Here is a 13,334-nt window from a genome sequence, read left to right as displayed (position 1 = left end):
TATATGGCTTCAATTAATAGCGTAACAATTGTGGGGGGTGGCGCGGCCGGCTGGCTAACAGCAGGCCTTGTCGCCGCACAACATTCAAAAGTATCAAGCTCACAATCGCGCTTACGCGTAAGACTTATTGAATCTGACGACGTGCACCCCATCGGGGTAGGTGAAGGTACGTGGCCAACCATGCGTAAGACGCTTCAAGATATTGGCATTAATGAAACCGATATTATTAAGCACGCTAGCGCAACGTTCAAACAGGCAAGTAAGTTTGTTGATTGGCATACCAGCAATAAAAAAAATAGTTATTTCCACCCTTTTAGTGCCCCTCAAGGGTCGGCACAGGCAGATATTACGCCGTATTGGTTAGCACAGCAGGATACCGAACAATACGCACACGCAGTGTGCTTCCAGCCTGAGTTGTGCGAACTGGGGTTAGCACCTAAGCCTGTTGATACTAAAACCCAACGGTTTTCTGCCAACTATGGCTATCACCTTGATGCCGGTATGTTTATCGCGTTGGTTAAAAAACATTGTATCGACAACCTTGGTATTGAGCATGTAGTGGATAATGTTGCTAGCGTTGACGTCGACGAAAGTGGGATAACCGGCTTACACACCGTCAAAAATGGTGTAATGACAGCCGATTTATTCATTGACTGCTCGGGCTTTTCGGCACTGCTTATTGAAAAATCACTTAATGTTGGATTGGTCGATGCGTCGTCAATACTCTTTGCTGATACCGCTCTAGTTTGCCAACTTCCTTATGAAAATAACCAGCAGGCCATTGCATGTGAAACCCTTTCAACGGCGCAACATGCGGGCTGGATATGGGACATCGGGCTACAAACTCGCAGAGGTACTGGATATGTTCACTCCAGCGCCCATCAAAGCGAAAGTGAAGCAGTAGACACATTCACCGCTTATTTAAAAGCCAAGCAGCCAAACACTGCAATTGATGATAACTTCAGAAAAATTACATTTAAAACCGGTTATCGCACGACCTTTTGGGAAAAGAATTGCGTAGCGATTGGGTTATCTAGCGGGTTCTTAGAGCCATTGGAAGCCTCGTCACTTATGCTCATTGAACAAAGTGCGAGGTTACTTAGCGCACAACTACCGGCTAATAAACAGATAATGCCCAACGTTGCATCGCGCTTTAACACTACGCTTACTTATATGTGGGAGCGAACGATTGAGTTTTTGAAGTTGCATTATATGTTAAGCAACCGTCAATCTTCATTTTGGACTGACAACAAATGTCACTCGTCGATACCCGACCGCTTGCAGGGTTTGCTTGAAGAATGGAAGTTTCGTCCGATTTTAGAGTCTGACTTTCCCTCAACCTTTGAACCCTTCAGCGCTCAAAGCTATCGCTATATCTTGTATGGAATGTCGCACCAATGCGATTTGACACAGTACTGTCGTACCATGGATTCAGACGCTTTCGCCCAGCGGCAGTTTCAGCTTAACAAAACGCTGACAGCACAACTTAAGCAAATGTTACCGTCTCATCGTGGGCTTCTTGATGCGATAATATCGCAGTAAACTGAGCAATTATTTTATGCCTAATTACACCTTGTTAGATAAATCCGATCACAGCGCTGCAACACTTGATAGCGATGATAGTTTTTCACACGCTAAGCACTTTAATGTAGTAACGGTAGGTTTTAACGAAATAGCGAGTATAAGCGGCTGTATGCCTCTTGTTGTCACCACCGATGTATCAACCAATACACGAAGTCTAGCTACGGTGGTAGGTTTTGAAGAATTTGGCAATGTATTTTGCAACGGTGACAAATGGATGGGGCATGCAGTACCACTAAGCATTCAGTGCTATCCATTTAACTACGCTATTGAAGATAACGGTGTTTCAATGCTAATAGACACATCGTCGGTTAGGTTTTCGAGCGCCGGTAGTAACCAAGCCAACCGCTTATTTGCAAGTGACGGAGAAGCGACTGGTCTATTGAAACGCTATCAATCGATGCTCGCTGACTTGGTAACAGGACAACAGCAATCTGCGTCGTTTCTCTCTATTCTAGATTCGTTAGATTTACTGTCGCCATTGGATGTAACTTTGCATTTTGAAGATGGCACAACAAAGATTATTAGCGACCTTCTCACCATTAATGAATCACAGTTCGCCTCGCTGACCGCCGAGCAAGTTTTCGATTTACATAGCCAAGGGCTCTTGTTAGCTATCAATGCAATGATGTTGTCGCTACGACAATACAACCGCCTTGTACAACTTACCCAAGGTACCGATAACCCCATCAAAAAGGTGGGAATGAAGCTTGTGACTAGCGAATAGCAGACGGCATATGTGTACGCTGCGCATTGCCTGAGATGTGCAGCGATACAGATAGTTATTATTGGCACTTAAAACGTAAAGCCAGATAACGCCATTTTTAACACTTTATTTTTCTTTGAGGACAGCATGTCATTACTCCCTTCTTTCACTCGCCTGTCTAATGATAAAGCGACGCTTATTTTTGATTGCCAAGGCGCGATGCCGACGCTTATTTACTACGGTGTTCCCCTTAGCGACGACACAACACCAGAGATGCTTGCATTACTTAATACCCGCCAAGAAGCCAAATGCGCCCCGGTTATTGAGCCTCCTATTAGCTTGGTGCCTACGCATGGTGAGGGTTGGACCGGACAACCTGGCCTTGAAGTATCTGGCGATAACGATCAATGGTCAGCCGGTTTTAGTCTTGTAGAAGCAAAGCAAAGCGGCACGTCGGTAACGTTTATTGGCGAAGACGAACACAGGCGCATGCGGCTAGTTACCACGGTGAGCTTAGACGCCCATACTACCGTGGCATCTTTTTCTTCTCGTTTAGAAAATACCGGCGACACAGCGCTTCACCTTGGCTATTTAAATGCAGCTAGCCTGCCGCTTCCAACATGGGTTAATAAAATAAAAACCTTTGAGGGTAGGTGGTCGGCTGAATTTCAAACGACCGATCACGACCTCTTTTTTGGCAGTTATGTAAGAGAAAACCGTCGCGGTAAAACCTCACACGACACCTTTCCAGGCTTAATTGCCTTCCCTCAAGGCACAGGCGAGCTTAACGGTGAATGCTATGGCTACCACCTAGGCGCATCAGCTAATCACAAATTGCGTGCAGAGCTGATGGCAGATGGAAGAAGTTATGTGCAGTTTGGCGAGCTCTTATTCCCGGGTGAAGTCGTACTTTCTAAAGGTGAAAGCTATACCACACCTTTATTGTACACCGGCTTTGGTAGTGATGGCTTCTCGTCGCTTTCACAGCAGTTTCACCAATATATACGTAGCAACATTTTACAGCACAGCGCTGAGTCTAAGCCTCGCCCTGTACATTACAACACGTGGGAAGGTATTTACTTCGACCATAACGAAGACACGCTTAAAGCACTAGCTGACAAGGTAGCGCCGTTAGGGATAGAGCGTTTTGTACTTGATGACGGCTGGTTTAAAGGTCGACGTCACGACAAAGCAGGCCTTGGCGACTGGTTTGTAGATGAAGAGATTTATCCAGAAGGGCTAGACGGGTTAATAGACCATGTAACGGGGCTGGGAATGGAGTTTGGTATTTGGTTTGAACCTGAAATGGTAAACCCTGATAGCGACTTATATCGTGCACACCCAGAGTGGGCACTGCACACACAAAATAACGCACAGGTCCCATTTAGAAACCAGTACGTGCTTGATTTGACAAACCCAGAGGTAGTTGAATACCTATACACGGTTATTACCGATGTCCTGCGTGCATACCCGAAAATTAGTTATATCAAATGGGATATGAACCGCGATGTTAACCATCCGGGCAATCTGCAGGGCAAACCGGCAATGCATGGTCAAATGGCTGCACTTTACGCACTTATCGATAGAGTAAAAGTGGCCCACCCTAGCGTTGAAATAGAAAGTTGTTGTTCCGGCGGCGGTCGTGTAGATCTTGGTATCTTGCCTCATACTGACCGTTTTTGGACATCTGATTCAAACGATGCACTAGACCGTCTATATATACAGCGCGGCTTTTCTTACTTTTTCCCTTCAGAAGTAATGGGAGCACATGTAGGCCCTCGCGACTGTCACATAACCGGACGAAACATTCCTATAGAATTGCGTTCAGCGGTGTCCATGTTTGGCCATATGGGGATAGAAATGGACCCGCGGGAACTGACTGAACATGAAGAGAAAACGCTGACATCAGCCATAGCGCTGTACAAGCAATACCGTCATTTAACCCATACTGGTGATGTATTTAGACTGGATGATGACGGTCTTAACGTGAAGTTTGGGTATGTTTCCAAAGACAAAAATGAAGGCATCTTTGCGTATAACAGCGTTAAAGAGACATTACGTACTACTCCAACACGCTTCTACTTCGCAGGCCTTGATAAAAACAAAACCTACACGCTCGAACGCGTGTGGCCTGAAACATTAAAAGAGTACACCCCCTCTATTTTGCAACAGATAGACGGTAAAACCTTCACCGGTGAGGCATTAATGAAGTACGGTATGCAGTTACCTGTATTGTTCCCGCAAACCGCACTCATTTACTCAGTTAAAGCGCGATAAAAGCACCTCTAGGTTCTAAAAAAGCGAGCTTATTAAGCTCGCTTTTTTAATGATTTCCTCACACCTTTAAGGATTTTGTTAAACCGTTCACTATTACTGGAATTTATCGACATCAAGGCGTCGTTCGCCTCAGCTAACTGACTGTTATTCATCAGCAATTCTGCCAGCCTTAAATTGGCCCAATTCGTACTTGGTAAGTCAGCAGTATCGATGTTAGTAACCTTTACCGCTTCAAGATATTGCGTCAACGCACGTATACCAATCTGCGCTTGTTCACCACTTTTCACTGCTGCAAGCCCCAGACGATACTGTCCATAAAGCACATTGAACACGTCTCTTTCATATGCATCCCACTCAGAAGAAGTTTTATCAGTTACCTCAGCAATATTCATTGTCATAAACGGCATTAACGTTTCAAAGGCATTTTTATAATCTTCATCTTGAAGGTAATGATTACCTAAATCTGATAACGCTCGAGCCTTTTCATTATCACTTTCAGCAAGTGTCTTATAAATATCAACGGCTTTTTCTTTTTCCCCTTCAGACATCAAAAAGTAGGCTCTTGAAAACAACCCCTCGGTAGCATCAATACCGGCGATTTTATCTATTAATTTTTTGGCTTCTTCGGTATCGCCACCTGCAATTGAGGGTGCGGCAATATGGAACTGCATTAGCGCTTGATAAACTTCTACTTTGTCAGGCGCAATAGTTACCGCCTTTTCTAAGCTTGTTTTCGCCTTTTCTGCATAGCCCAACGCAGAAAAAATGCTAGAAGATGCTTGCGCACCCATCACGCTTGCATGCATATGATAAGCGCGATAATCGTTGCTATGCGCTTCAATAAATTGCTCGGCCACCTCTTCAGCATCATCTAAATCCTCATTCATCAATGCAGAAATAAGCAAATTGTATTCTTTGGTCGACTTAGCGCTTTTCTCCTCAAGCGAATCAATGACAAACGTATAATCTCCGTCACTAAAGTGCGCTTGAAGCGTCGACAATGACGTATCATTCGCAGCAGCGTGAAGTGAGAACAGAGAAATCGTAGCGGCCAGCGCTATGTTTCGGAAGTGAGTTTTATTACCCGAGACATTCAGGTACGTGTTTTTCTGCGTCTTCAATTTATATTCCTTTATACGTTTTTTATTTTCTAGCAATTAGTGCTTATTGCATTAATAAAGTTCAAGGCACTGCACTAAATTAAAAAAGAGTATCAGTAAACCCGGGTATCACTGTGATGCGTGACTTGCTAAACAACACGCAAAAAAAAAGGCCCAGGGAGGCCTTTTTACACTAAAAATAATACGTTAGTTTGCTTCTTTACTTTCCATTTGAAGCCCTAACGCCCAACGATTATCAAATCCATACCATGGCTCAGGCGCTTTACCATTCACGGGAGCTTGGTCGCTACTGCCCTCTACCGCGAGGTAATCGCACGCTTCAGCGATATCTTTTACGTGACAGTTCATTAATGCCAGAGCAAAATGCTCATTTATCGCATTAAGCTTTTGGTTATCCCAAGCGGGTTCCAAATAACTGCCTATATCAAATTCATTCCCATACGCTTCAGCGGGCGCAGGATGAGGCGCAACATTATGACGCGCATTCTTTACGGTCAGCAGCTTACTGTGCGCATTGCCGGTGTTTTCGAACAACCAACGGATGCCTTCGTAACCTGATATATCATCATTATCACCAGCAATATAAAGCATCGGAACCTTGATATTAGCAAGCGATTCGCTTGAGAAAAGTTGATGTTGACCACCCCATGGCGCTAAGGCCAGCGCTGCTTTCCATGCAGGAAGTACATCATCAGTAGATGCATTACCGCCAGCACACGTATTAAGTGCCGATTGCATTTGCTCAACAACAGCAGGCTCTTTAACTCCGGTGAACATCGCCGCGGCTTCATTGCTAAATGCATAGCACCCGCCCACCGTACTTACCGCACCGAATCCCCCCATTGAATATCCGATAACACCCGCCTTACTTTCATCTACATCGCCAGAGAAGAACGAGTGTGCAGCGATGGCATTAAGCGTAAATACTTGGTCACGAGAGCGGTTTAACAGGGTGCTCGGAAAGCCCGAGTAAGGGCTTTCGGCAAAATTCACTTCTTTATTCGTAGAGTCGGTATGATCGATTGCCGCGACCACATAACCATGAGATGCAAGGTGCTCACCGAGGTAATACATTATAGTTCTGTAGCCAGTGTAACCATGAGAAATAACGACAACAGGATAGCCTTTATCAGATGCCTTTATGTTTGCATCTCGGTACGCGTCGGCTTGTATTTCAAATACCTGTCCGCTTCGTGTTTCATCGCTATAAACTGCTACTTCAGACTTAGCCTCTGTCGGATACCATACCTCTAGCGTTAAAGAACGCTTTTTCATGGTACCGTCTATGGCCATTGATGGTTCTGGATAAGTAACCTCAACCGTTTTTACCCCTACAAGATGTTCACCACTTTCACTCAGTGCAGGCATAACATCTGCTGGATAATTTTTATATAAAGTTTGCGCAGAGTGTACAGGCAGCGCAGACGCCATTAGCACACCAGCCAATAGGGATAACGTTTTCATAAGGGCTCTTTTTTTGTTAACGAATTGAAACAACTCCATATTACCTATTAACGGCAACATCGCAAGAAACGGGGCATTACTTTAACTAATTGTTACAAATAAGAACAATCGATTGGTTGCATTTTAAGCGACAGAAAGGTTAAACGATTACCTAATTTGGGGTATAAGGTGCGAGGAAGACATTAAAAAAGAGATTGAAAGAATTGATATGAGTAGTTTACCGTTACTGCTTATCGCTACGACTCACGCTAACTACTGCTGGTGTTATCGGGAAATACAAGTCCCAATAGCGAAGGTAAGTTGGCTTTCTTGTGTTTGGATAACCCAGCATTGAGAAATTTAGACTGCCGAGTTCTTTAGATAGGTCTTGGTCTTGCGATATGATATCGAGCGCTCTGTCTAACTGTTTAGTAGCCGTTAAACCAAGGGCGTTTTTGGAACATAAAATGCGATCTAATTCTCTGACTTCATTTGCTAATTCAACCACTGAGTACTCGGATAACATTGCACGTCGGTCACGCGTTATCAAAGATAACTCTCGCTCTGAAACATGACCAAAATCGATACGCCCTTTCTCAATAAGTTCTAGGGTATGCTCGAACACATCCTTACCGAATACATTCATGGGGACGATATTGTTTGAACCAGCGAATGTAAGTACTTTATTCACCCAAAGGTTTTTGATGCCATCATACACGACCGTAGTTTTACCGCCCGCAAACAATGATGGTAATGAAACGTGACCATCGTTATCAACGTAGTCGTTCAGCGCCCCTTCTCTACTGGCAATGGTATAGGGGAGCGCTAGGGACGTTGGTTTAGTGTAATACCCCCACTTGCTGCGCGCTTCGTTATAGGCGGCGCCGTAAAAACAATAAACCGTATCTGGCGTATTGCCATCACGAACCAACGACCAATTTCGTTTTAACGGGTAAGATTCAAAGCGATGAGAGAAAGAGGGTGTTTGCGACGCTATTAGCGCCATAATGTCGTGTTGCACGCCACTGACAATGGTTGTGCCCTCTACCTCCATTCCAATTTCAGGTGGACGAAGCCATACAATAGTTGATTTGGCTACCGCAGCCACGCTAAACACTGCTGTTAGAAGCAGTAAAAACGATGAGCGTAAAGGCGTAGTCACAATCAATTTAAGTACTTGGGTCGATGATTTAATACAGAATAGCACAGCTGATCGCAGCGTTATATTGGCTTTTAGAATAAGAAAAGCCGCTAAAAAGCGGCTTTTTGATACATTTGTCAATATTCAGGTTTTGTCTTCGGCTAAAACGGAATATCGTCGTCAAAGTCAAAATCAGGTTCTGCCATAGGCGGTGTTTTCGGCTGAGGCTGGCTTCCACCTTGGGCTGGCGCTTGGTTGTAACCACCGCCGCCTTGGTTTTGGTTAAAGCCGCCACCTTGCTGTGCAGGCTGACCGCCCTGCTGATAACCACCACCTTGATTTTGGTTATAACCGCCACCTTGCTGATTACCTTGCTGACGTTGGTAACCACCGTTACCGCCACCTGCGTCGCCACCACGTCCACCAAGCATTTGCATTTGGTCAACAATGATTTCGGTAGTGTATTTGTCCTGACCTTGCTGATCTTGCCACTTACGCGTTTGAAGTTTACCTTCAACGTAAATTTGAGAGCCTTTTTTAAGGTATTCCCCTGCGATCTCGGCTAAGCGACGATACATGGTTAAGCGGTGCCACTCGGTACGCTCTTGCATCTGACCTTGTTGGTCTTTCCAGCTTTCGCTTGTCGCGAGGCTTAAGTTAGCAACAGCATTGCCATTTGGCATGTATCTTACTTCAGGATCATTGCCAAGGTTTCCTACAAGAATAACCTTGTTAACGCCTTTCGTTGCCATTGATATCTCCTGTAACGTATTTATTGGCTTGCAGCTGATATAAGCAGCAACAAGCACGAAAGTTCATCGGTATTGTTCGAACAGTATATCGTATTTTACATACGAAAAACGCAGTTTTTCTTTCTCAGCGATAATACGTATTCGGTATTCGCGTGTCCGCTGAACCAAGGCGCAGTTTGTATCGGTACTCGGCCATGTGTATTTACCACCATGCACTGTAAAACGCGATAAGTAAGAACGTGACGGCAATTGCAGCAACGTTAAAACCTTTCGTTGTGCCAAAATCTACCTCGTCTAACGCAACCGCATTCTCATGCACCCCTTTCTTTTCAAAAAATGAAATAAATACCGCTAGCCCAACGCAAAGTAAGAAAACGATACCGACGCGATCGATAAAGGGCAATTCAGGCCAAAATTGTCGAAATACAATGCTAAGTACGAACGAGGCAAGAGCCGCCGCTAAGCCGCCGTTAGCTGTCGTATTTTTCCAAAACATACCCAACACAAACAACGCACAAATCCCCGGCGTGAAAAACCCCGTAAACTCTTGAATATATTGAAACGCTTGGTCGAACTGCCCAAGTAACGGCTTTGCCGCGATCATGGCTATAACAAGTGCAACTACGCTCACGGTGCGCCCCACTTTAACGTAGTGGTGTTGAGATTCGTTTGGACGCTTATCTTTATAAATGTCCATTGTAAAAATGGTAGATACGCTGTTCGTCATTGATGCCAGTGATGAAACGATAGCGGCGACTAACGCTGCAAAGATGACCCCTTTCAATCCAACTGGCATTAGCGTCATCAGGCTAGGATAAGCCTGATCAGGCTTGGCTAAATCAGGCACAAGTAGCACCGCAGCTATGCCTGGCAACACAACAATAAGAGGCATAAGCAGTTTCAGGAACGCTGCAAACGCAATGCCTTTTTGCGCTTCTTGAAGACTCTTTGCTGCTAGCGTACGTTGAATAATGTATTGATTAAACCCCCAGTAAGAGAGGTTCATAATCCACATTCCCCCTACCAATACCGAAATGCCCGGTAAATCCATATAATGGGGGTTATCGGTTGATAGAATCATGTCGAACTTTTCGGGTAACTGATTGGTAAGGTCAATAAAACCTTGAAGCGGTCCATTACCGTCGCTTATCAAATTCAATGCAGTATAAGAAAGAAATAACCCACCAAAAACTAACAGTACTACCTGAATAATATCGGTGAGTGCTACGGCCTTTAGCCCACCATACAAAGAATACGCTAGTGAAAAAGCGCCTAAAAACACCATCCCGTACACCATGTCGACACCGGCTATAGTATTGATAGCTAGCGCGCCAAGCCACAGCACAGCGGTTAAGTTTACAAAGACATATACCCCTAACCAAAAAATAGCCATAACCTTACGCACGCGATGGTCATAACGCTGCTCTAAAAACTGAGGCATGGTGTATATTTTGTGCTTAAGGAATATGGGTAGGAAATACTTGCCTACGATGATGAGAGTGATGGCCGCCATCCACTCATAAGACGCAATGGCTAATCCAATTTGATAGCCTGAACCAGACATACCAATAATTTGTTCCGCTGAAATGTTTGCGGCAATCAACGACGCACCAATTGCCCACCACGGAAGACTTGAACCTGCTAGAAAATAGTCGTTTGTATCTTTTTCGTGCCCTTGTTTTTCACGTGACACCCACCATGCTATGCCAATCAGCGATACTACATACAAGATAAAAAGCGTGATGTCTAAAGAGGCTAATTTCATCGTTTGTCCCTAGGTTCTAAGCGTGGGGTATGGCGTCTAGATGGCCATAAAATACGCCGTTAATTTTTTCGTTATTGTGCGGTTTCACGTGTCACACCGTCTTGATTTTTTTCAATGTGATTTTGAATTGTCAGCAGCATTATTAATAAATAACATATTTCATTAACACGTTTCATTCCAACTTTATTTGTCGAAATGGTTAATGGCAAAAAAAAGCCGTATTAGAATCAATACGGCATAGGGGACACACTAAATTTTTACTCTTATTACATAAACGTTGCTTAGCTATGCATTATGCAAATGCACCTTGCGTTGCCGTGCAAACATAAATATCTGCATGATAGCCTGTTTTGTCAGCATAGCGTTGCTCTACAGTAGCCTTGATCTTATCAACACTGTCTGTAGGCACTAATGCAACCACGCAGCCACCAAAACCGCCGCCAGTCATACGAACACCGCCTGTTTTGCCTAGCTCATCGTGAACAATTTCAACGATAAAATCGATAGGAGAAACCGTGATTTCAAAATCATCGCGCATCGAAGCATGTGATTGCGCCATAGCTCTGCTGACTGTCTCAATATCGCCATTTTTAAGCGCTTCACATGCATCTAACGTTCGTACATTTTCGGTCAATATATGACGCGCACGACGATACACCACGTCTGACATTGTAGACTTCTTCGATTCTAGTAACGTGAGCGTTGCTTCGCGTAACGAACTCACACCCATGAGTTCAGCGGCTTGCTCACATTGTTGGCGACGCAAGTTGTACTCGCTGTCAACCAAGCCACGTTTTACATTCGAATTTATAATCACAATTTGGTGGGTATCGGGAAGTGGTGAATGCTGTATCTCAAGAGACCGACAGTCGAGAAGCATTGCATTGCCCTCGTGACCCATTGCTGAAATAAGCTGGTCCATAATGCCGCAAGAACAGCCAACGAACGTATTCTCAGCTTTTTGTCCAAGTAATGCCGCTTGTACACCGTCTAACGGCAAATCATAAAGAGCGCTAAGTGCTTTCAGCACAGCAATTTCAAAAGACGCAGATGAACTAAGCCCTGCACCTTGGGGGACATTACCAGTGACAAATAGATTTGCGCCACCAAGGCCAGGCATTGCTTCATCTAATACTTTAGCAACGCCACGTACGTAATTCGCCCACCCCTGTTGTTCGTCAAACGTAATGTCATTCAGCGAAAATTGGTTTTTGGCATTATCGAAGTCATTCGCCACGACCACGATATTGTCGTCATCGCGCTTGCTGGCACAAACCCATGTTCCAAAATTGATTGCTGCGGGAAATACGTATCCACCGTTGTAATCGGTGTGCTCGCCTATCAAATTTACGCGGCCAGGAGCATGAGCAACAAACGACGGTGACTCGCCAAAATGGCGTTCAAAATGTGAAGATAGGGTTCGATTATCCATTAGTGCTCTCGTTTTTTTTATAATGCACAGTTGAGAGTGCTTTCAATCGGTCTGCCGCCTGTTCGGGCGTTAGATCTCGTTGCGCTTCTGCCATCATTTCGTAACCTACCATAAACTTACGCACACTCGATGAGCGCAGTAGTGGCGGGAAGAAATGCGCATGAAGCGTCCACTCAGGATGCGACGTTTTATCAAACGGTGCACTATGCCACCCCATAGAGTACGGGAAAGACGTCTCAAATAAGTTATCGTAACGCGTAGTAACATCGCCAATAATAGCGGCTAGGGAAATAGACTGTTCATCGTTTAAATGATGTAACGATTGAACATCGAACAAAGGCAGTAATAACGTTTCAAACGGCCATGCCGCCCAATAAGGAACAACAACCACCCAATCGTCGTTTTTACACACTACCCGCTCGTTTTTCTCAACTTCTTGTCTAGCGTAATCTAACAACAGTGGGCTATCTTGGTTTTTGTAATACTCTTGTAACTGAACCAATTTTTTAGCTGGGTCGGAAGGTACATGTTGCTGTGCCCAAACTTGGCCATGAGGATGTGGATTCGAGCATCCCATCATCGCCCCTTTGTTTTCAAAAACTTGAACCCATTGGTAGAACTCACCCAGTTCCTTAGTTTGCGCTTTCCAGCAATTCACCACCTCAACGCGTTCTTCATTCGTCAATTCAGGCAGGGTTTTACTATGATCTGGGGAAAAACAAATAACGCGGCTACAGCCCTGCTCGGTTTCAAATTGAAATAGGCCTGACTTTTCACTTGTTTGTTCAGTGTCCTTTTTAAGGGCTGCAAAGTCGTTTTCAAATACGAATGTACCGGTGTACTGTGGGTTCACTTCGCCGTTAACTCGGGTATTGCCCGCACAAAGATAGCATGTGGGATCATATGCAGGCTTCTGCTCGGTAGAAGGCTCTTCAGACTGCCCTTGCCATGGACGCTTTGCACGATGAGGCGACACAAGCACCCATTCTCCAAGTAGCGGATTATAGCGACGGTGCGGGTCATTTGTAGGGTCGAAAGGCGTTCCCATTAATCGGTCTCATGGTTTACAAGAAAAACACTTTCTTGATGGTTAAACGTTTACCCTAAATAGTATAG

Annotated in this window: 10 protein-coding genes; 3 read left to right on the top strand and 7 right to left on the bottom strand. The window is 44.7% G+C overall.

Annotation, left to right across the window (positions count from 1 at the left end):
• The first annotated feature begins 3 nt into the window (after window positions 1-3).
• The 3 genes from ACOJRU_RS01130 (at window position 4) to ACOJRU_RS01120 (ending at window position 4,564) form a co-directional block, all read left to right on the top strand.
• Entirely contained in the window at window positions 4-1,542 is a 1,539-nt protein-coding gene (locus ACOJRU_RS01130; protein WP_421133236.1) for a tryptophan halogenase family protein, read from the top strand.
• Between the two features lie 16 nt (window positions 1,543-1,558).
• Window positions 1,559-2,308, top strand: a complete 750-nt coding sequence (locus tag ACOJRU_RS01125; protein WP_421133235.1) for a SapC family protein — start codon at window positions 1,559-1,561, stop codon at window positions 2,306-2,308.
• 126 nt (window positions 2,309-2,434) lie between these two features.
• Window positions 2,435-4,564 carry an alpha-galactosidase gene (locus ACOJRU_RS01120; protein ID WP_421133234.1) on the top strand — a complete coding sequence of 710 codons (2,130 nt, stop codon included), beginning with the start codon at window positions 2,435-2,437 and terminating at the stop codon, window positions 4,562-4,564.
• 32 nt (window positions 4,565-4,596) lie between these two features.
• Here the strand turns inward: ACOJRU_RS01120 and ACOJRU_RS01115 are convergent, their stop codons facing one another.
• The 7 genes from ACOJRU_RS01115 to ACOJRU_RS01085 form a co-directional block, all read right to left on the bottom strand.
• Entirely contained in the window at window positions 4,597-5,685 is a 1,089-nt protein-coding gene (locus ACOJRU_RS01115; RefSeq protein WP_421133233.1) for a tetratricopeptide repeat protein, read from the bottom strand.
• A gap of 186 nt (window positions 5,686-5,871) precedes the next feature.
• Window positions 5,872-7,149, bottom strand: a complete 1,278-nt coding sequence (locus tag ACOJRU_RS01110) for an alpha/beta hydrolase family protein (protein WP_421133232.1) — start codon at window positions 7,147-7,149, stop codon at window positions 5,872-5,874.
• 223 nt (window positions 7,150-7,372) lie between these two features.
• Complete coding sequence (locus tag ACOJRU_RS01105) at window positions 7,373-8,290, bottom strand: hypothetical protein (RefSeq protein ID WP_421133231.1); 918 nt, start codon at window positions 8,288-8,290, stop codon at window positions 7,373-7,375.
• A gap of 140 nt (window positions 8,291-8,430) precedes the next feature.
• Window positions 8,431-9,021 carry a single-stranded DNA-binding protein gene (locus tag ACOJRU_RS01100; RefSeq protein ID WP_421133230.1) on the bottom strand — a complete coding sequence of 197 codons (591 nt, stop codon included), beginning with the start codon at window positions 9,019-9,021 and terminating at the stop codon, window positions 8,431-8,433.
• Between the two features lie 202 nt (window positions 9,022-9,223).
• The gene (locus ACOJRU_RS01095) at window positions 9,224-10,786 is read right to left on the bottom strand and encodes a sodium/sugar symporter (RefSeq protein ID WP_421133229.1); all 1,563 of its coding nucleotides are present in this window, start codon (window positions 10,784-10,786) and stop codon (window positions 9,224-9,226) included.
• Window positions 10,787-11,078: 292 nt separating this feature from the next.
• Window positions 11,079-12,218: a galactokinase gene (gene galK, locus ACOJRU_RS01090; protein ID WP_421133228.1), complete on the bottom strand. Its 1,140-nt coding sequence runs from the start codon at window positions 12,216-12,218 to the stop codon at window positions 11,079-11,081.
• Entirely contained in the window at window positions 12,211-13,266 is a 1,056-nt protein-coding gene (locus ACOJRU_RS01085; protein ID WP_421133227.1) for a UDP-glucose--hexose-1-phosphate uridylyltransferase, read from the bottom strand. The genes galK and ACOJRU_RS01085 overlap by 8 nt, the downstream gene beginning before the upstream one ends.
• Between the last annotated feature and the right edge of the window lie 68 nt (window positions 13,267-13,334).

It is taken from the genome of Alteromonas algae, from assembly GCF_049117195.1.
GTDB lineage: Bacteria > Pseudomonadota > Gammaproteobacteria > Enterobacterales > Alteromonadaceae > Alteromonas.
This window is presented reverse-complemented; position numbering and strand designations above follow the sequence as displayed.

Bases quoted from the DNA above. Each gene is read 5' to 3' on its own strand.
- ACOJRU_RS01110 (WP_421133232.1), bottom strand. From the start codon at position 7,149: ATGAAAACGTTATCCCTATTGGCTGGTGTGCTAATGGCGTCTGCGCTG.
- ACOJRU_RS01100 (WP_421133230.1), bottom strand. From the start codon at position 9,021: ATGGCAACGAAAGGCGTTAACAAGGTTATTCTTGTAGGAAACCTTGGC.
- ACOJRU_RS01095 (WP_421133229.1), bottom strand. From the start codon at position 10,786: ATGAAATTAGCCTCTTTAGACATCACGCTTTTTATCTTGTATGTAGTA.
- ACOJRU_RS01085 (WP_421133227.1), bottom strand. From the start codon at position 13,266: ATGGGAACGCCTTTCGACCCTACAAATGACCCGCACCGTCGCTATAAT.
- ACOJRU_RS01120 (WP_421133234.1), top strand. From the start codon at position 2,435: ATGTCATTACTCCCTTCTTTCACTCGCCTGTCTAATGATAAAGCGACG.
- galK (WP_421133228.1), bottom strand. From the start codon at position 12,218: ATGGATAATCGAACCCTATCTTCACATTTTGAACGCCATTTTGGCGAG.
- ACOJRU_RS01125 (WP_421133235.1), top strand. From the start codon at position 1,559: ATGCCTAATTACACCTTGTTAGATAAATCCGATCACAGCGCTGCAACA.
- ACOJRU_RS01130 (WP_421133236.1), top strand. From the start codon at position 4: ATGGCTTCAATTAATAGCGTAACAATTGTGGGGGGTGGCGCGGCCGGC.